Below are 18,553 nucleotides of genomic sequence, written 5' to 3'. Positions count from 1 at the left end.
AGATGAAGGCCATTATCCTGATAGTATCCAGCTTGTTTGGCTTTGTCACGGCGCCGGCCTGGAGTGCGGTGTATGAACGCAACACGGCGCGTCCGGTGGAGCAGGTGGTCTTCGGCCAGGTGGATGCGGTGCGCAACATCACCCAGCGCCAGATGGTGGAATCAGAGCATTCCGGCTGGAAAACTCTGGGAGGGGCCGTGCTTGGCGGGCTGCTCGGCAACCAGTTTGGCGGTGGGCACGGGCGGGAGATTGCCACTGCGGTCGGAGCGCTGGCGGGAGCGGCGGCGGTGCAGCAGTTTCAGTCAGGGGGCAGCGTGGTGGAGAACAAGCTGGTGGAGCTGCTGATCCGCAACGAGCAGAACGGGCTCATCAACGTGATCCAGGATTACGATCCGGCCATGGTCTTTGCGCAGGGCGACAAGGTGCGCATCCTCTATTTCAACGATGGGGTGCGGGTCGACAAGACCTATTGAACGGTGAAGAAGGGATTGACCCGGCGGCCGCCACACAAGGGGCGCCGGGCGGTACTACACGGAGTGCCTCTGCTGATGCTTGCTCAGACGTCCTGACAGACTATCTTGTCTCGCCCGGTATTCTTTGCCTGATACAACTGGCGATCTGCCTCGCTCAGCGCCTCGTCCATGGAGAGCCGCCCGACATTGATGACGCCGAAACTGGCGCGTACAAAGAGCGATATCTCCCGGGACAGCGGTTGCTGGCGCATTTGCAGACGAAGCCCTTCCAGTCGCTTGAGCAGCACGGGAACGGGGCAGTGGGGCACCATCAGGGCAAATTCTTCACCACCGAATCGGGCTATCATGGCATCCGGGAAGAACTGGGTGAGCAGCCTGGCCAGATGACAGAGCAGCTGATCGCCGATGGCATGCCCCCAGTGATCATTGACCTGCTTGAAGTGATCCACATCGAGCACGCACAGGGAGAGCTGCGCCTGATGGCGCTGATGCTCCTCGAACCACTTTTGACCCTCGTTGAACCAGTAGCGTCTGTTGTAAAGTCCGGTCAGGTAGTCTCGGTTGGCCGATTCCTGGATGTTGTTGAACTGCTCAAGGGCCTCCAGGTTGTGGCTGACCCGGCACTGCAGCTCCTCGGGTTCAAAGGGCTGATTGAGAAAATCATTCGCCCCTTGCTTGAGGTAGCGTGCCGAGAGGCCGTGTTTGTCCGATACCGAGATGCCGATGATGGCGAGCTGCTGCTTGCTGTAGCGCTCGCGCAGCATTCGCACCAGGCTGATGCCGTCGATCTCCGGCATGTAGTAGTCCACCAGCATCAGGCGAATGGCGGGGTGCTGCTCGAGCTGCGCCAGCGCATCGCGGGCTGAATTGGCCTCGTGCACCTGCAACAACTGCTTGCGCAACTGGGCCGCGGTGCGGTGACGGGAGGTGCGTGAATCGTCGACCACCAAGACTTCGATGGCCTGGTTGAGGTAGAGGCGGTGCACCAGACCGACGGCATATTGCAGGGAGTGACGTGAATCCTTCATCACATAGTCCAGCACCCCGGCTTCCAGCCAGGCTTCCCGCTTCTCTTCGCTGATGTCGGCCGTCAGGATCACCACCGGCAACCCACGCTCCCTCAGCACATTGACAGCTTCTCCGCCGGGGGCGTCCGGCAGGGTGAGATCCACCAGGGCGACCACATAATCTTCCCCATGGCAATCGCGAGCCCCTTCAAGGGTATCGAAGGCGTCGATTTCCAGCCCGGTCTGCTGCGCAATGGCCTGGGTCAGCATGCGGCGTACCGTCAGGCTGTCTTCCACTATCATTATTTTTCGTTTCATCCTGCTCCTTGCAATAAAGAAGGGCATGCCAACTGGCATGCCCTTTATATCCTTCCGATTATTGTGCGTCCAGATATCGCTCTGCATCGAGGGCGGCCATGCAGCCGGTTCCTGCGGAGGTGATCGCCTGGCGGTAGACGTGATCGGCCACGTCGCCGGCGGCGAACACGCCCGGGATGCTGGTCTGGGTTGCGAACCCTTCCAGTCCGCCACGCACTTTCAGATAGCCGTTTTCCATGGCCAGCTGCCCTTCGAAGATCTGGGTGTTGGGCTGGTGACCGATGGCGATGAAGACCCCCATCAGCGGCAGCTCGGAGGTGGTGTCATCCCGGGTACTGCGCAGGCGCACGCCGGTGACGCCCATGTCGTCACCCAGTACTTCGTCCAGGGTCTGATGGGTGTGCAGGACGATATTGCCGCTCTCGACCTTGTCGTTGAGGCGCTTGATCAGGATCTTCTCGGCGCGGAACTCGTCGCGGCGATGAATGAGGTGCACCTTCTTGGCGATGTTGGCCAGATAGAGTGCCTCTTCCACGGCGGTGTTGCCACCGCCGACCACGGCCACTTCCTGGTTGCGGTAGAAGAAGCCGTCACAGGTGGCGCAGGCGGAGACGCCGCGGCCCTTGAAGGCCTCTTCGGAGGGCAGACCCAGGTATTTGGCGGAGGCGCCGGTGGCGAGGATCAGCGCATCGCAGGTGTATTCCCCGTTGTCGCCCTTGAGGCGGAAGGGACGCTCGGTCAGCGTCACTTCATTGATGTGATCAAAGAGGATGCGGGTATCGAACTTCTCTGCATGCTCTTTCATGCGCTCCATCAGGGCCGGGCCGGTCAGCCCTTCCGCGTCCCCTGGCCAGTTTTCCACTTCGGTGGTGGTGGTCAGCTGACCACCTTGCTGCATACCGGTGATAAGCAGGGGATTGAGGTTGGCGCGAGCGGCATAGACGGCCGCAGTGTAACCTGCCGGACCGGATCCCAGGATCAGCAGTTTGCTGTGAGTGACTTGGCTCATGATGTGATTTCCGAGACGTGATGAGTTTGCGCGATTGTAGGTAATTCGTGATCCGGGGTCAAAGGCCAGCGCATCGATTGGGGCAATCGCCAACAAGAGGGGTGAGCCGGGGATGGCAGGCATAAAAAAACCGCCCATCGCGGGCGGATTTTCACTCATCTACCTCCCTTTGCAGGGACGCGATCAGTTCAGCAGGGTCAGGGGATCCGTGTAAGCCAGGTTGTGGGCCACGGCAACCTCCTTGCAGGTGATTTTGCCCGCCATTACGTTCAGGCCGTGCAACAGGTGGGGATCGGCGAGCAGTGCGTTGCGATAGCCCTGTTCGGCCAGCTTGATGATGAAGGGGAGGGTGGTGTTGTTCAGGGCCACGGTAGAGGTCCGCGCCACGGCACCCGGCATGTTGGCCACGCAGTAGTGCACCACCTCGTCGACGATGAAGGTGGGATCTTCATGGGTGGTGGCATGGGAGGTCTCGACACAGCCGCCCTGGTCGATGGCCACGTCCACGATGGCAGCACCGGGTTTCATGCGAGCAATGTGGTCACGGCTGACAAGTTTTGGCGCAGTGGCGCCAGGCACCAGCACGCCGCCGATGACCAGGTCCGCCGCCAGCAGATGGCGCTCCAGGGTCTCGCGGTTGGAGTAGACCACCTTGGCAGCCCCTTGGAACTCGCTGTCGAGACGGCGCAGGGTATCGACGTTGTTGTCGAGGATGGTGACGTCGGCACGCAGGCCGACGGCCATGCGGGCTGCGTTGGAGCCCACCACACCACCACCGATGATCACCACCTTGGCCGGTTCCACACCGGGCACACCGCCGAGCAGCACGCCGCTGCCGCCACGGGATTTCTCCAGTGCCTGGGCACCGGCCTGAATAGACATGCGTCCGGCCACTTCCGACATGGGGGCCAGCAGGGGCAGACCGCCACGACCGTCCGTGACGGTTTCATAGGCGATGCAGACGGCACCACTGTCGATGAGATCCTGGGTCTGGGCCAGGTCCGGCGCCAGATGCAGATAGGTAAAGAGGGTCTGGCCGGGACGCAGCATGGCCCGTTCCACTGCCTGGGGTTCCTTGACCTTGACGACCATCTCCGCCTTGGCGAAAACTTCGGCAGCTGATGCCAGGATCTCGGCTCCGGCAGCCAGATAATCTGCGTCACTGAACCCAATGCCATTTCCTGCGCCGCTTTGGACGAAAACAGTATGGTTTCGTGCTGTCAGTTCACGTACACTGGCCGGAACCATGCCTACGCGATATTCATGGTTTTTTATTTCCTTAGGTACACCGATAATCATGCTATCCCTCGTCTATCGATTGGTGGTTTATGTTGCCTAGATGTTAAGCGACATTTGCGCCTAGTATATTCAGGTATTGACAGGATTTGTGGCCATTATTATAAAATGACTGGTGATTCTTACCAAAAAATAGCCAAAGGATGGAATTAAATGATGGAAGCTAAGAGTCGGCTAAAGGATTTGGACAGGATTGACCGCAACATTCTGAATGAACTGCAAAAGGATGGCAGGATTTCGAACGTTGAGTTGTCCAAACGAGTGGGCCTGAGTCCCACACCGTGTCTGGAACGGGTTCGTCGCCTGGAGCGACAAGGGTATATCGAAGGATATGCCGCCATTCTGAACCCTCATTATCTGGACGCGTCTCTGCTGGTGTTCGTGGAAATTACCCTCAATCGTGGCGCCCCCGATGTGTTCGAGCAGTTCAACAAGGCTGTTCAGGTGCTCGAAGAGATCCAGGAGTGCCATCTGGTGTCCGGTGATTTCGACTATCTGCTCAAGACCCGCGTCAGCGACATGTCCGCTTACCGCCGCCTGCTGGGTGAAACCCTGCTGCGTCTGCCGGGCGTCAACGACACCCGCACCTACGTGGTGATGGAAGAGGTCAAACAGAGCAGTCGTCTGGTGATCAGCACCCGATAAGCGGGGTTGTGCTGTGACTTGCAAGTTCCATGACGAGTCACGATAGTCAGAAACGAGCGGCCGGTCCGCTCGTTTCTTCTTATAGAGAGTTTCAGGCCCGCCCTCAGGCACTGGCTGACAATCGGTGGGCTTTTCAGGGATACTAGGCCCCCTATCCCCGCATTCATGTTTTCACAAAGGAGCCGGAGTTTGGCCGATAAAAAGCTGTTTACTCCTTTATCAGGTACACAACGGATCTTCGAGGCCGTCTTGATCGCCATCACCCTGATGGCTGCCTATCTTTTGCTTGCCCTGTTGACCTACCATCCCGCCGATCCCGGCTGGTCGCAAACCTCCTGGCAAGGGGAGGTGAAAAACCTCGCGGGCAGCGCCGGTGCCTGGCTCGCCGACATCACCATGTTTACCTTCGGGGCCTTCTCCTATCTGGTGCCCCCCCTGGTGGTGCTGCTTGGCTGGAGCCTGTTCTGGCGCCCGAGCAAGCTGCTGGAAGTGGACTACCTCACCCTGTCGGTACGGATCATCGGCTTCGTGCTGACGGTGCTTGGCATGTCCGCCATCGCCAGCATGAACTTCAACGACTTGCAGAACTTTTCCGCCGGCGGCCTGGTGGGGGATGTGATCGCCTCCGCCGTGGTGCCGCTGTTTGGCGGCGTGGGGGCCAACCTGATGCTGCTCTGCTTCGTGGCGACCGGCATCACCCTCTTTACCGGCTGGTCCTGGCTCACCATTGTCGAGCGCATCGGTGCCGCCTGCACCGGCTCTGTCAGCGCCATCTACCATTTCCCCACCACCCTGGGCCGCTGGCTCACCGGTGGCTGGCGCCAGCCCCGCTATGAGGGGCCGGATCCCCTGCTGGAAGGGGGCGTGGGGAGCTTCGATCAGGAAGAGGATGACGAAGACCCCCACGGCAGCTGGACACGCAACCCCAAGACGAAGAATCGCGCTCAAAAGACAAAAGCTGACGAATGGCTGCCGGAGCTTGACGAAGACACCTTCCAGTTCGATCCGCAGTTTGACGACGAAGAGGACGAGGCTCCGGCGCCTGCCGCCAAGGGCAAGCGTGTGGCCAATGGCCGTCCGCGTCCCGCCGTGCGCCAGGAAGAAGATGACCTCGACTTGCCCTGGGCGGAGGGGGATGACGAACCCGATGCTCCCGTTGCCGCTGCGCCGGTGAAAGCCAAGCGCCGTCCCCAGCCCGGTCTGGCCCCTTTGCCGAGTATCGATCTGCTGGACAGACCGCCCGCCAAGACCCAGATGATGAGCAAGGACGAGCTGGAGCGCATGGGCCGGCTGGTGGAGGCGAAGCTCGCCGATTACAACGTGCAGGCCAAGGTGGTGGGCGTCTATCCCGGTCCCGTCATTACCCGCTTCGAGCTGGATCTGGCGCCGGGCATGAAGGCGAGCAAGATCACCAATCTTTCCCGGGATCTCGCCCGTTCTCTCTCTGCCAGCAGCGTGCGGGTGGTGGAGGTGATCCCGGGCAAGACGTTCGTCGGGATCGAGCTGCCCAACCGGGTACGCCAGACCGTCTACCTGCGGGAAACCCTCGACTGCGAGGCGTTCGCGGCCAGCCGTAATCCGCTCACCATGGGGCTGGGTCAGGACATCGCGGGGGAACCCGTGGTGGTGAACCTCGCCAAGATGCCTCACCTGCTGGTGGCCGGTACCACGGGCTCGGGCAAGTCGGTGGGGGTGAACACCATGATCATCTCCATGCTCTACAAATCCTCCCCCGAGGATCTGCGCTTCATCATGATCGACCCCAAGATGCTGGAGCTCTCGGTCTATGAAGGCATTCCGCATCTGCTGACCGAGGTGGTCACCGACATGAAGGATGCCGCCAACGCCCTGCGCTGGTGCGTAGGCGAGATGGAGCGTCGTTACAAGCTGATGTCCGCGGTCGGGGTGCGCAACCTCAAGGGGTACAACGACAAGGTGTTGGCCGCCATCGAGGCGGGGGATCCCTTGGTCGACCCCCTGTGGCGTCCGGGCGACTCCATGGATCAGATGCCGCCGGAGCTGGAAAAACTGCCCCACATCGTGGTGGTGGTGGACGAGTTCGCCGACATGATGATGATCGTCGGCAAGAAGGTTGAGGAGCTTATCGCCCGTATCGCCCAGAAGGCGCGGGCGGCCGGTATTCACCTTATCCTCGCGACCCAGCGTCCGTCGGTGGATGTCATTACCGGCCTCATCAAGGCCAACATCCCGACCCGTATCTCCTTCCAGGTGTCGAGCAAGATCGATTCGCGCACCATCCTGGACCAGGGGGGCGCCGAATCCCTGCTCGGCATGGGTGACATGCTCTACATGCCTGCCGGCACCTCCAACCCCACCCGTGTCCACGGTGCCTTCGTCGATGACCACGAGGTACACAAGGTGGTGGCGGACTGGAAACTGCGTGGCGAGCCGGATTACATCGACGAGATCCTCTCCGGCGAGTCGGACGGCGAGGGCGGCGGTGGCGACTTCGGCGGGGGCGGCGATGAAGAGCTCGATCCCCTGTTCGACGAGGCGGTGGCCTTCGTGGTGGAATCCCGCCGTGGCTCCACCTCCAGCGTCCAGCGCAAGTTCAAGATCGGTTACAACCGGGCGGCCCGTCTCATCGAGCAGATGGAAAACCAGGGCATCGTCAGCGCCCCGGGCGGCAACGGCCAGCGCGACGTGCTGGCACCGCCGCCGGTTCGTGACTAAGCCTAACTCCTGTATCATTCTGGCCATGCCCTCTGCGGGCGTGGCCTTTTATCGAGAACCTCCCTATGAAGAGCCTGATGAAAAAACAACTGTTGATGGGTTCCATTCTGCTGGTCGCCAGCAGCCAGGTATGGGCCGATGCGGCCAGTGATCTCAAGGAGAAGCTCTCCTCCGTCAATGTCTTCTCCGCGACATTTGCCCAGACCGTTTATGACAGCAAGGGCAAGGAGCTGCAAAAGGCGAGCGGCTCCCTGCTGGTGCAGCGACCCAACCGCTTCAACTGGCACACTACCTCCCCGGACGAGAGCCTGATCGTGGCCGATGGCAAGGATGTGTGGGTGTACGACCCCTTCGTCGAGCAGGTCACCGCTCTCAAGATGAAGGATGCGGTGCTCAACACCCCCTTCGTGCTCATCGCGGGCAACGACAACAGCCTCTGGAAGAACTATGACGTGACCCAGGAAGGGGATGTCTATACCGTCACCAGCCGCAACAAGGACGAGCTGATCGCCTCCTTTCGCATCACCTTCGACCGTCAGAACAACATCAGTCGCTTCGACGTGAAAGAGGCCCAGGGCCAGTGGAGCGAGTTCACCCTGAGCAGCTTCAACCGCAAGCCGGTGCTCAAGGGCAACGAATTTGTCTTCAAGATCCCGAAGGGGGTCGAGTTGGACGACCAGCGCTGATGAGCCAGCCGTTACCGGCGTTATCGTCTGACCGGGCGTTGTTTATGACCGGTCAGATGCAAGGTCAATGCAGATGAGCAATTTATCCCTGGATTTCTCCTCGGACTTTCGTCCGCTGGCGGCCCGGATGCGGCCGCAAACCCTCGAGCAGTACATCGGCCAGCAGCATATCCTGGGGCCGGACAAGCCCCTGCGAAAAGCGATCCTGGCGGGGCACTGCCACTCCATGATCCTCTGGGGGCCCCCCGGCACCGGCAAGACCACGCTGGCAGAACTGGTTGCCCACTACTGCCAGGCGGAGGTGGAGCGGCTCTCCGCGGTCACCTCCGGTATCAAGGAGATCCGCGCGGCCCTCGACAAGGCGAAGGAGAACGGCTGGCGCGGGGTGCGCACCATCCTATTCGTGGATGAAGTCCACCGCTTCAACAAGAGCCAGCAGGATGTCTTCCTGCCCCACATCGAAGACGGCACCATCACCTTCATCGGCGCCACCACCGAGAACCCCTCGTTCGAGCTCAACAACGCGCTGCTCTCCCGGGCCCGGGTCTATCTGCTCAAGAGGCTGGAGGAGCAGGACATCCTCGCCATGATCGATCAGGCTATGCAGGACCCGCGCGGTCTCAATGACCCTAGCCTGCGCTTTGCCCCCGGGGCCAAGGAGGCGCTGGCGAAAGCCGTGGACGGGGACGGGCGCAAGTCTCTGAACTATCTGGAGCTCCTGGCCGACATGGCCGAGGCCGACAGCTCAGGGGCGCGAGTGATCGACAGTACCCTGCTCGCCGCCGTGGTGGGAGAGCACGTGGCCCGTTTCGACAAGGGCGGCGATCACTTCTACGACCTCATCTCGGCGGTGCACAAGTCCATTCGCGGCTCGGCACCGGATGCGGCCCTCTACTGGTATGCCCGCATGGTGAGCGCCGGCTGCGATCCCCTCTACATCGCCCGCCGCTTGCTGGCCATTGCCTCGGAAGACGTGGGCAACGCCGATCCCCGTGCCATGCAGGTGGCGCTCTCGGCCTGGGACTGCTTCCATCGCATCGGCCCGGCGGAAGGGGAGCGGGCCATCGCCCAGGCCATCGTCTACCTCGCCTGTGCCCCCAAGAGCAATGCGGTCTACACCGCCTGGAAGGCGGCGCTTCACGACGCCAAGAACCTGCCGGACTTCGAGGTGCCACCGCACCTTCGCAATGCACCGACCAAGCTGATGAGCGAGCTGGGCTACGGCGCCGAATATCGCTACGCCCACGACGAGCCGGGGGCCTATGCCGCCGGCGAGCAGTACTTCCCCCCGGAGCTTGCCGGCAAGCAGTACTATCAACCCACCGAGCGGGGGCTTGAGAAGCAGATAGCCCAGAAGCTCGACTATCTGCACGAGCTGGACAAGCAGAGCCCGCGCAAGCGATAGGAAAGACCTTCAAGCCCCTTGCCCGGAAAGCGCACAGCAAAGGCATCAGGGGAGGGGGGCCCGGCAAAAACGGGCGTAATAGTCCCTGTTCGGGCGGGGGGGCGGTCTGCTACACTGCCCGTCTGACCCCGGTTGTCTTGGCCTTGCACCATCTTCTTGATTTCGAAGGCCCGATTCCGAAGGCAAAGGGGTGCGCCAACCGATGTTAACTTCCGGATCTGTTTCCCAACCCGGTCACGATGACCCGGGCCCAGATCCCATTAAAAAAAGTAGGTAAACCATGCTGGATCCCAAATATCTGCGCAGCGACATCACCGAAGCTGCCGCTCGTCTGGCGACACGTGGCTACGTTCTGGACGTAGCGGCGGTCAATGTTCTGGAAGAGAAACGCAAGGATCTGCAGTCCCGCACCCAGGAGCTGCAGGCCGAGCGCAACGCCCGCTCCAAGTCCATCGGTGAGGCGGCCCGTCGTGGTGAAGATGTTGCCCCCCTCAAGGCCGAGGTGACCAAGATCAACGACGAGCTCGAGACCAGCAAGGTCGAGCTGGAGGCCCTGCTGGCCCAGCTCAAGGGGATCGCCGACGCCATCCCCAACCTGCCGAGCGAGACCACCCCGGTGGGCCGTGACGAGAACGACAACGTGGAGGTCCGCCGCTGGGGTACCCCGCGTGAGTTCGATTTCCCGGTGCGCGATCACATCGATCTGGGTGAGGCGGCCAAGGGGGTCGACTTCAAGAACGGCGTCAAGCTCTCCGGTGCCCGTTTCGTGGTGATGAAGGGCCAGATTGCCCGTCTGCACCGCGCCCTGGCCCAGTTCATGCTGGACCTGCACACCCTGCAGCACGGCTACACCGAGTGCTACGTGCCCTATCTGGTCAACCCGGACAGCCTGTACGGCACCGGCCAGCTGCCCAAGTTCTCCCAGGATCTCTTCAATACCGGCATCGAAGGGGAAGGGGAAGACGAAGGCAAGGTGCGCAAGTTCTCCCTCATCCCGACCTCCGAAGTGCCGCTCACCAACATGGCCCGTGACGAGATCTTCGACGAGCAGGAGCTGCCCATCAAGATGACCGCCCACAGCCCCTGCTTCCGCTCCGAAGCGGGCTCCTACGGTCGTGATACCCGTGGCCTCATCCGTATGCACCAGTTCGACAAGGTCGAGATGGTGCAACTGGTGCACCCGGAAAAATCCTGGGATGCCCTGGAAGAGATGGTGGGTCACGCCGAGAAGGTGCTGCAACTGCTGGAGCTGCCGTATCGCGTGATGGCGCTTTCCACCGGTGACATGGGCTTCTGCGCCGCCAAGACCTACGATCTGGAAGTGTGGCTGCCGGCCCAGAACACCTATCGCGAGATCTCCTCCGTCTCCAACTGCACCGACTTCCAGGCGCGCCGCATGCAGGCTCGCGTGCGCATCGACGGCAAGCCGCAGCTCATTCACACCCTGAATGGTTCCGGTCTGGCGGTGGGTCGTACCCTGGTGGCCGTGCTCGAGAACTACCAGCAGGCAGATGGCCGCATCGCCATCCCGGCTGCGCTGCAATCCTACATGGGCGGCCTGACCCACATCGGGTAAGCGCTCGTTGCAGACGACAACGCCATGGCATGCCATGGCGTTGTGCATTCTGGGCCCGGGAAACCCGCCGCAAGGGGAAGGGATAGCTCCCTTCGGGCCTGTAACACAATTTTATCAAGCATTGCGCAATCGTTTTTGTTAGACTGCGCCGCAATTTCGCAGGACATCTTTTTCTATGGTCTGGATTGATTACGCCATCATCGGCATCGTCGGTTTCTCCGCCCTCATCAGCCTGGTGCGCGGCTTTCTCAAGGAGGCCATGTCTCTGGTCACCTGGTTCGTCGCCTTTTTCATTGCCAGCCATTTCTATCCCGATCTCGCCGTCTATTTCACCTCTTTTTCCGATGCCATGGTTCGCAACGGTCTGGCCATCGCCGCCCTGTTCGTGGCGACCCTGATCCTGGGGAGCGTGGTGAACTACGTGGTGGGCCTGCTGGTGGAAAAGACCGGGCTTTCCGGCACCGACAGGGTGCTCGGGGTCTGTTTTGGCGCCATTCGCGGGGTGCTGATCGTCAGCGCCCTGTTGTTTTTCATGGATACCTTCACCAGCCTCTCCCAGAGCGACTGGTGGGTGGCGTCCAGGCTGGTGCCGGAGTTCAAGCCGGTGATCCAGTGGTTTTTCGGGTTCATGATGAACTCGTCCAGTTTTCTTCAACAGGTACAGTGACTTCGAGGTAGCAAAGACATGTGCGGTATTGTCGGTATAGTTGGCACCACCCCCGTCAATCAGGCCCTCTACGACGCCTTGACGGTGTTGCAGCACAGGGGACAGGATGCCGCCGGGATCGTGACCATTGACAGTGGAAACTTCCGGCAACGCAAGGCCAACGGTCTGGTGAAGGATGTGTTTGAAGTGCGCCACATGCAGCGCCTGAAAGGGAATATCGGCATCGGACACGTCCGTTATCCCACCGCAGGCAGCTCCAGTGCGGCAGAGGCGCAGCCGTTTTACGTGAACTCCCCCTACGGCATGGTGCTGGCCCACAACGGCAACCTCACCAACGCCAAGGAGCTCAAGGAGCAGCAGTTCAAGGTGGCCCGCCGCCACATCAACACCACCTCGGACTCCGAAGTGCTGTTGAACGTGCTGGCCCACGAGCTGGACTTGTGCGACAAGATGGCGCTGCGCCCGGAAGATATCTTCTCGGCGGTGCGCAAGGTGCACCAGCAGATCCGCGGCGCCTATGCCGTGGTCTCTCTGGTGATCGGCCACGGCCTCATCGGGTTCCGTGACCCGAACGGCATTCGCCCGCTGATCCTGGGTCGCCGGGTCGACGAGCAGGGGCAGGTGGAGTACATGCTCGCCTCCGAGAGCGTGGCCCTCGACGCCATCGGCTTCGAGACGGTGCGTGACGTCGCCCCGGGCGAGGCCATCTACATCACCGAGCAGGGCCAGCTCTTCTCCGAGCAGTGTGCGGAGAACCCGCAGATGAACCCCTGCATCTTCGAATACGTCTACTTCGCCCGCCCCGACTCCTTCATCGACAAGGTCTCCGTCTATGCCGCCCGCCTCAACATGGGTCGCAAGCTGGGCCAGAAGATCGCACGGGAGTGGGATGATCTCGACGTGGACGTGGTCATCCCCATCCCCGAGACCTCCTGCGACGTGGCGCTGGAAATCGCCCACACCCTGGGCCTGCCGTACCGTCAGGGCTTCGTGAAGAACCGCTACATCGGCCGTACCTTCATCATGCCGGGCCAGACCCAGCGCAAGAAGTCGGTGCGCCGCAAGCTCAACGCCATCAGCTCCGAATTCAAGGGCAAGAAGGTGTTGCTGGTGGACGACTCCATCGTGCGGGGCACCACCTCCGAGCAGATCATCCAGATGGCCCGTGAAGCGGGGGCCGACAAGGTCTACTTCGCCTCGGCCGCGCCGGAAATTCGCTTCCCCAACGTCTACGGCATCGACATGCCCACCGCCAACGAGCTCATTGCCCATGGCCGTGAAGTGGAAGAGGTGTGCAAGCTTATCGGTGCTGACGGCCTCATCTTCCAGGATCTGGAAGATCTGGAAGAGGCGGTGCGGGAGATCAACCCCGAGCTGCGCCACTTCGAGACCTCGGTCTTCAACGGCCACTACGTCACCTCCGACGTGGATCAGGGTTATCTGGACCACCTCAATGCCCTGCGCAGCGACGACAACAAGGCGGTGCGCGAGTGGCAGGAAGGGACCAGCAACCTCGAGATCTTCAACGAAGGCAGTTAAACGTTTTCAGATTGCCAGCGCGATGAAAAAAGATGGGGGCCTAGGCCCCCATCTTGTATTCGTACACTCGGCGCAGCGCCTGGACAACCCACACAAGGGTCCTCAGGCCAGATCCTCCCCGTTGCTCGCGATCACCTTCTTGTACCACCAGAACGACTTCTTGCGCCGGCGGGCCAGGGTGCCATGGCCGGCGTCGTCCCTGTCCACGTGGACGAAGCCGTAGCGCTTGCTCATCTCGCCGGTGGAGGCGGAGACGAGATCGATGCAGCCCCAGCTGGTGTACCCCATCAGGGGCACGCCGTCCTCGATGGCGTCCCCCATGGCCTCGATGTGGGCGCGCAGGTAGTCGATGCGGTAGTCGTCCTCTATCTCCCCTTGCTCGTTCACTTCGTCCACTGCCCCCAGGCCGTTTTCCACCAGGAAGAGGGGCTTCTGGTAGCGATCGTGCAAGGTGTTGAGGGTGATGCGAAGGCCCAGGGGGTCGATGCCCCAGCCCCACTCGCTCACCTCGATGTGGGGATTGCGCAGGGACTTGACCACGTTGGCCTCGCTGGTGTTGCCCGCATTCATGTCGGCGGCGGCGCAGCGGGAGGCGTAGTAGCTGAAGGAGACGAAATCTACTGTGTGCCTGAGGATCTCGTCATCTTCCGGCCCCTTCACCAGGGTGACCCCCTTGTCACGAAACACCCTCTGCGCATAGGCCGGATAGGCGCCCCTGGCTTGCACGTCGATGAAGAGGAGGTTCTCCCGATCTTTCTGGAGGGCGGTCCAGACGTCGGCGGGCTTGCAGGAGTAGGGGTAGAAGTTGCCCCCCGCCAGCATGCAGCCCACCTGGTTGGCCGGGTTCACCTCGTGGGCGATCCGGGTCGCCAGGGCGCTGGCCACCAGCTCGTGGTGGGCGGCCTGATACTTCACCTGATCCTGGTGCTCCCCTTGCTCGAACACCAGCCCCGCCCCGGAGAAGGGGCTGTGCAGCAGGATGTTGATCTCGTTGAAGGTGAGCCAGTGCTTCACCAGGCCGTCGAACTGCTCGAAGCAGGTGCGGGCGTAGCGGGTGAAAAACTCCACCATCTGGCGGTTGCGCCAGGAGCCGTACTCGGTCACCAGGTGCATGGGCACATCGAAGTGGCACAGGGTCACCAGGGGCTCGATGTTGTACTTTCTGCACTCCTCGAACACCGCGCGGTAGAAGGCGATGCCCTCGGCATTGGGCTCGCGCTCGTCCCCCCTGGGGTAGAGACGGGCCCAGGCGATGGAGGTGCGAAACACGGTGAAGCCCATCTCGGCCATCAGGGCGATGTCCTCCCGATAGCGGTGATAGAAATCGATGGCCCCGTGGCTTGGGTAGAACTCGTCATCTTGCAGGGTGATGCGCTTCTCCTGGCCGAGTTTGACCGCCATGCGGCGCGGGCCATGGGGGATCATGTCCACCGTGGTCAGCCCCTTGCCCCCCTCGAGATAGCCGCCCTCCGCCTGATTGGCGGCCAGGGCACCGCCCCAGAGAAAGCCCTCGGGAAATCTTGTTAACGACATCTGTTACCTCTTGTCATGTCTGAATGGGGTGTCACAGCCCGGCCTGCGCCTGGCTGGTGGCGACGGGTTGCACGGGCTCGGCGCGGGAGGCCGGGCTCTCGACCGGGATGTCCTCGAACCCCATCACCAGGGTCAGCACGAAGGAGAGCACCACCGAGAGGGCCATCACGCCGAACACCCAGGCGATGGTCATGGGGTTGGCCGGATCGAAGAACTGCACGCTGGTAAAGAGCCCGGGGGCGGCCATGGAGTGGCTGGCGAGCCCCGCCATGCCGGCGACGGCACCGCAGACAAAGCCGCTGATGAGGCTCGCGATGAGCGGACGCTTGAGGCGCAGGGCCACACCGTAGAGCGCGGGTTCGGAGATCCCCGCCATGATGGCGGAGGCAGCCGCCGCGAGCGCCGTCTGGCGCAGTTCCGGGTTACGGGTGCGCCAGGCTACCGCCAGGGACGAGCCGCCAAGAGAGAGATTGGCGCCGATTTCGGAGGGCATGACCATGCCTTCCTTGCCGGTCTCGGCGATGGTCTGGATGATGGTCGGGGTGAAGACGCGGTGCATGCCGGTCATCACCAGCAGGGGCCAGAGCGCCCCCATGATGGCCACCGACAGCCAGCCCAGGTAGTCGTGGACCGTGTAGACCAGGCCGGAGATGGCGGTGCCAATCCAGATGCCGACGGGGCCGATGAAGAGGATGGCGAGGGGGGCCGCGATCAGCACGATCAGCATGGGTTTGAGGAAGTTCTTGGTGACCGCCGGGGTGATGCGGTCGACCCAGCCCTCGATGTAGGAGAGGCACCAGGTCATCACCAGCGCCGGAATGACGGTGTAGGTGTATTTGACCGCGGTCACCGGGACCAGGGCGAAGGTCACCTGCTCCCCTTCGGCGGCTCTGGCCATCAGCTCGATGAAGCTGGGGTGCACCAGCACCCCGGCGATGGCGATGGCCAGGGACATGTTGGTCTTGAACTTGACGGCGGCGGAGGCGGCCACCATCAGGGGCAGGAAGAAGAAGGCCCCATCCCCGGCTACCGTGAGGATGGTGAGGGTCGAGGAGCCTTTCTCCAGTACGCCGGTCATCTCCAGCACCATGGCCAGCAGCTTGAGCATGGAGCCGCCGATGATGGCCGGGATGAGGGGGGACATGGTGCCGATCAGGGCGTCGAGGATGGCGGCGCCCATGCGGCGCAGGCTCCAGCCAGCGGAAGCCTCCGGAAGCGGAGTCTGCCCACCGCCCTGGGGCAGCAGGGCCAGCACTTCGCGATAGGCGTGGGAGACGGTGTTGCCGATGATCACCTGACACTGGTTGTCCGCCTGCACCACCCCGAGCACGCCCGTGATGGCCTTGAGGGCAGGGCCATTGACCCGGGCGGGATCGCCGAGCACAAAGCGCAGCCGCGTCATGCAGTGGGTCACGGCGACGACGTTGTCGGCGCCGCCGAGTGCGGTGATGACGGTACCGGCCAGAGCCGCATAGTTTTTTGACATCGAGGTAGATCCTTTTAACCAAGTGGGCCTGCTCGCCCCCGCCGCCGCGAAGGGCGGGAACGCGCATGAAACTGAGTGTGGAACCGGTTCCACATAGAGTGCGCGGCCTGAGCGCGGGAGACAAGCATCTTGTGCAGCGAGCGTCCGGATCCGTGAATGGCATCACTGAACCCGGGCCTGCACGCCATTCGTGCGACGACAAGCCGGGGGCGGTGCAGTACACTGCGCCCCGTTACGAGCAAGGGAGAACACAATGACGACGATGCTGGAGGTGGCAAGGCGGGCAGGGGTGTCGAAGGCGACGGTCTCCCGGGTGTTGTCGGGCAATGGTTACACCAGCCAGGAGACCCGGGACCGGGTGCAGCAGGCCATCGAGGAGTGCGGCTATCGCCCCAACCTGGTGGCGAGGCAGCTGGCGACCAGGCACACCCGGACCCTGGGACTGGTGGTCACCAACACCCTCTACCACGGCGTCTACTTCGGCGAGCTGCTCTCCCAGGTGGCGCGGATGACCGAGGATCGCGGGCGCCAGCTCATACTGGCGGACGGCAAGCACAGCGCCGACGAGGAGCGCCAGGCCATCCAGTATCTGCTCGATTCCCGTTGCGATGGCGTCATCATCTATCCGCGCTTTCTTGGGGTGGAGGAGATGGACGAGATCATCGAGCAGCATGAGCAGCCCATCATGGTGCTCAACCGGCGTCTGAGCCGCCATCCGGCCCACTGCGTCTATGCGGACCAGCAGGCGGCGGCGGAGGCGGTGGTGGACAAGCTGGTGGCCATGGGGCACAGGGAGATCGCCTTCATCGCAGGCTCTGCGGATTCCCCCACTGGCGCCGAGCGTCTGGCCGGCTACCGGCAGGCGCTGATCCGGCACGGCATCCCCGTGCAGGAGACCTTGATCGCCCCCGGCAAATGGACCCCCGCCTGTGGCGCGGCCGCCGTCTCGACCTTGCTGGCGCGAGGCGCTCGCTTCAGCGCCCTGGTGGCCAGCAACGATGACATGGCGATCGGGGCGATCAAACGGCTGCACGAAGCCGGTGTGATGGTGCCTGACGAGGTTTCGGTGGTGGGGTTTGACGACATTCCCCTGGCCCCTTACGTCATTCCCGCGCTGTCGAGCGTCAAGATGCCGGTGAACGGGATGATCCAGGAGACCATCAACCGCCTGATCACCATGGTGGAGGAGGGGAGCCGGGACGCACTGCCCGCCTTCAGCGGCACCCTGATCCGCCGCGACTCCCTCAGGCGTCTGACGGGCTGAGTCATGATGGCGGTGGGCAGGCCGGGCGGGATCCGTTAGCATAGGCCCCCCGGCGCCAGGCGCCGCGTGTCGTATCAACAGATGAGAGTTCAGATGGATGACCTGTTAGCCCCCGTTCGTCAGTTCCTGCATTGCGAGACCCCGGATGAGTGGGTGGAAATGGCGCGGGATCCCGCCCAGTTGCCGACCCTGCTTATCGATCACGCCAACTGCGAGAACAAGGCGGCACTCACCGCCCACAGCCTGGTGCGCCGCTACTGCCTGCCCAAGGAGAAGCGTCACCTGCTGCCCAAGCTGACCTTCTACCGGGAGCTCGATGCCTTGCCGGAGAAGGCGGAGATCCTCGGCAAGCGCACCATGGGCGAATCAGACAGGAGCGTGTTTGCCGAGCTGGAGCGCAATCCCCTGCTGTTCCCCATGGTGCGCCTCATCCAGGAGGAGTTGCACCACTTCGAGCAGGTGCTGGAGATCATGGCCGCACGGGGCATCCCCTATGGTCCCGTCACCGCCTCCCGCTATGCCCGCAGCCTGCTGACCCATGTGCGCACCTACGAGCCGGCCGCCGTGGTGGACAAGATGATCATCGGTGCCTATATCGAAGCGCGATCCTGCGAGCGTTTTGCCAGGTTGGCCCCTCATCTGGACGAGGAGCTGGGCCGCTTCTATGTCTCCCTGCTGCGCTCGGAGGCGCGTCACTATCAGGACTACCTGGCCCTGGCACAGACGTTCGCAGACGAAGACATCAGCGAGCGAGTGGCCTTCTTCGGTCGCCTGGAGGCCGAGCTCATCTGTTCGCCGGATCCGCAATTCCGGTTCCATAGCGGACTGCCTGTCAGATCTGACAGTTGTTGAGGTGACGGGGGCTGCCTACCATTCCCCTGTTCCTACTACGAGCGACGCAATCACTTTTTGAGCGCAATCCCCCGGCGACTGATGAGACATCAGGCCGGGTTTT

15 protein-coding genes are annotated in these 18,553 nt (G+C 62.3%); 10 read left to right on the top strand and 5 right to left on the bottom strand.

Annotated elements, in window-relative coordinates; all coding sequences use genetic code 11:
* Window positions 1–2 precede the first annotated feature (2 nt).
* Window positions 3–473 (top strand): glycine zipper 2TM domain-containing protein, encoded by a 471-nt coding sequence (locus PG887_RS09350; RefSeq protein WP_270821554.1) that lies wholly within the window; start codon window positions 3–5, stop codon window positions 471–473.
* Between the two features lie 83 nt (window positions 474–556).
* Here the strand turns inward: PG887_RS09350 and PG887_RS09345 are convergent, their stop codons facing one another.
* The 3 genes from PG887_RS09345 to ald form a co-directional block, all read right to left on the bottom strand.
* Window positions 557–1,798 carry a diguanylate cyclase gene (locus PG887_RS09345; protein ID WP_029314438.1) on the bottom strand — a complete coding sequence of 414 codons (1,242 nt, stop codon included), beginning with the start codon at window positions 1,796–1,798 and terminating at the stop codon, window positions 557–559.
* Window positions 1,799–1,856: 58 nt separating this feature from the next.
* Window positions 1,857–2,807, bottom strand: coding sequence for a thioredoxin-disulfide reductase (gene trxB / locus PG887_RS09340; protein ID WP_010674516.1), 951 nt, complete (start codon window positions 2,805–2,807; stop codon window positions 1,857–1,859).
* 183 nt (window positions 2,808–2,990) lie between these two features.
* Window positions 2,991–4,106: an alanine dehydrogenase gene (gene ald / locus PG887_RS09335; protein WP_270821552.1), complete on the bottom strand. Its 1,116-nt coding sequence runs from the start codon at window positions 4,104–4,106 to the stop codon at window positions 2,991–2,993.
* Between the two features lie 150 nt (window positions 4,107–4,256).
* Between ald and lrp the strand changes: the two genes are divergently transcribed.
* The 7 genes from lrp to purF all read left to right on the top strand — a co-directional run bounded on the left by lrp (window position 4,257) and on the right by purF (window position 13,315).
* A complete protein-coding gene (lrp, locus tag PG887_RS09330; RefSeq protein ID WP_005300047.1) occupies window positions 4,257–4,748 on the top strand; it encodes a leucine-responsive transcriptional regulator Lrp in 492 nt (163 codons plus the stop codon).
* 189 nt (window positions 4,749–4,937) lie between these two features.
* On the top strand, window positions 4,938–7,442 hold the full coding sequence (locus PG887_RS09325; RefSeq protein WP_270821551.1) for a DNA translocase FtsK: 2,505 nt from the start codon (window positions 4,938–4,940) through the stop codon (window positions 7,440–7,442).
* Between the two features lie 77 nt (window positions 7,443–7,519).
* Window positions 7,520–8,128, top strand: a complete 609-nt coding sequence (gene lolA, locus PG887_RS09320) for an outer membrane lipoprotein chaperone LolA (protein WP_039039163.1) — start codon at window positions 7,520–7,522, stop codon at window positions 8,126–8,128.
* Between the two features lie 67 nt (window positions 8,129–8,195).
* Window positions 8,196–9,533: a replication-associated recombination protein A gene (locus tag PG887_RS09315; RefSeq protein WP_041211365.1), complete on the top strand. Its 1,338-nt coding sequence runs from the start codon at window positions 8,196–8,198 to the stop codon at window positions 9,531–9,533.
* 280 nt (window positions 9,534–9,813) lie between these two features.
* Window positions 9,814–11,109 carry a serine--tRNA ligase gene (gene serS / locus PG887_RS09310; protein ID WP_039039009.1) on the top strand — a complete coding sequence of 432 codons (1,296 nt, stop codon included), beginning with the start codon at window positions 9,814–9,816 and terminating at the stop codon, window positions 11,107–11,109.
* A 175-nt stretch (window positions 11,110–11,284) separates the two neighbouring features.
* On the top strand, window positions 11,285–11,776 hold the full coding sequence (locus PG887_RS09305) for a CvpA family protein (RefSeq protein ID WP_010674522.1): 492 nt from the start codon (window positions 11,285–11,287) through the stop codon (window positions 11,774–11,776).
* An 18-nt stretch (window positions 11,777–11,794) separates the two neighbouring features.
* Window positions 11,795–13,315: an amidophosphoribosyltransferase gene (gene purF / locus PG887_RS09300; RefSeq protein ID WP_069785463.1), complete on the top strand. Its 1,521-nt coding sequence runs from the start codon at window positions 11,795–11,797 to the stop codon at window positions 13,313–13,315.
* A gap of 102 nt (window positions 13,316–13,417) precedes the next feature.
* Here the strand turns inward: purF and PG887_RS09295 are convergent, their stop codons facing one another.
* Both PG887_RS09295 and ascF read right to left on the bottom strand, forming a co-directional pair.
* Complete coding sequence (locus PG887_RS09295; protein ID WP_069785464.1) at window positions 13,418–14,848, bottom strand: 6-phospho-beta-glucosidase; 1,431 nt, start codon at window positions 14,846–14,848, stop codon at window positions 13,418–13,420.
* 31 nt (window positions 14,849–14,879) lie between these two features.
* On the bottom strand, window positions 14,880–16,334 hold the full coding sequence (gene ascF, locus PG887_RS09290; protein WP_104455837.1) for a PTS cellobiose/arbutin/salicin transporter subunit IIBC: 1,455 nt from the start codon (window positions 16,332–16,334) through the stop codon (window positions 14,880–14,882).
* Between the two features lie 253 nt (window positions 16,335–16,587).
* Here ascF and PG887_RS09285 point away from each other — a divergent pair, with 253 nt between their 5' ends.
* The gene (locus PG887_RS09285) at window positions 16,588–17,598 is read left to right on the top strand and encodes a LacI family DNA-binding transcriptional regulator (RefSeq protein ID WP_042863778.1); all 1,011 of its coding nucleotides are present in this window, start codon (window positions 16,588–16,590) and stop codon (window positions 17,596–17,598) included.
* Window positions 17,599–17,691: 93 nt separating this feature from the next.
* Window positions 17,692–18,450, top strand: a complete 759-nt coding sequence (gene miaE / locus PG887_RS09280; protein WP_042016277.1) for a tRNA isopentenyl-2-thiomethyl-A-37 hydroxylase MiaE — start codon at window positions 17,692–17,694, stop codon at window positions 18,448–18,450.
* Window positions 18,451–18,553: the final 103 nt, after the last annotated feature.

The sequence above is a fragment of the Aeromonas sp. QDB14 genome (genome assembly GCF_027707845.1).
In the GTDB taxonomy this organism is placed as follows: domain Bacteria; phylum Pseudomonadota; class Gammaproteobacteria; order Enterobacterales; family Aeromonadaceae; genus Aeromonas; species Aeromonas caviae.
This window is presented reverse-complemented; position numbering and strand designations above follow the sequence as displayed.

Coding starts and splice junctions, on each gene's coding strand:
- ald (WP_270821552.1), bottom strand. CDS start 4,106: ATGATTATCGGTGTACCTAAGGAAATAAAAAACCATGAATATCGCGTA.
- PG887_RS09345 (WP_029314438.1), bottom strand. CDS start 1,798: ATGAAACGAAAAATAATGATAGTGGAAGACAGCCTGACGGTACGCCGC.
- lolA (WP_039039163.1), top strand. CDS start 7,520: ATGAAAAAACAACTGTTGATGGGTTCCATTCTGCTGGTCGCCAGCAGC.
- PG887_RS09305 (WP_010674522.1), top strand. CDS start 11,285: ATGGTCTGGATTGATTACGCCATCATCGGCATCGTCGGTTTCTCCGCC.
- ascF (WP_104455837.1), bottom strand. CDS start 16,334: ATGTCAAAAAACTATGCGGCTCTGGCCGGTACCGTCATCACCGCACTC.
- serS (WP_039039009.1), top strand. CDS start 9,814: ATGCTGGATCCCAAATATCTGCGCAGCGACATCACCGAAGCTGCCGCT.
- PG887_RS09285 (WP_042863778.1), top strand. CDS start 16,588: ATGACGACGATGCTGGAGGTGGCAAGGCGGGCAGGGGTGTCGAAGGCG.
- miaE (WP_042016277.1), top strand. CDS start 17,692: ATGGATGACCTGTTAGCCCCCGTTCGTCAGTTCCTGCATTGCGAGACC.
- lrp (WP_005300047.1), top strand. CDS start 4,257: ATGATGGAAGCTAAGAGTCGGCTAAAGGATTTGGACAGGATTGACCGC.
- PG887_RS09350 (WP_270821554.1), top strand. CDS start 3: ATGAAGGCCATTATCCTGATAGTATCCAGCTTGTTTGGCTTTGTCACG.
- PG887_RS09295 (WP_069785464.1), bottom strand. CDS start 14,848: ATGTCGTTAACAAGATTTCCCGAGGGCTTTCTCTGGGGCGGTGCCCTG.
- purF (WP_069785463.1), top strand. CDS start 11,795: ATGTGCGGTATTGTCGGTATAGTTGGCACCACCCCCGTCAATCAGGCC.
- PG887_RS09315 (WP_041211365.1), top strand. CDS start 8,196: ATGCAGATGAGCAATTTATCCCTGGATTTCTCCTCGGACTTTCGTCCG.
- trxB (WP_010674516.1), bottom strand. CDS start 2,807: ATGAGCCAAGTCACTCACAGCAAACTGCTGATCCTGGGATCCGGTCCG.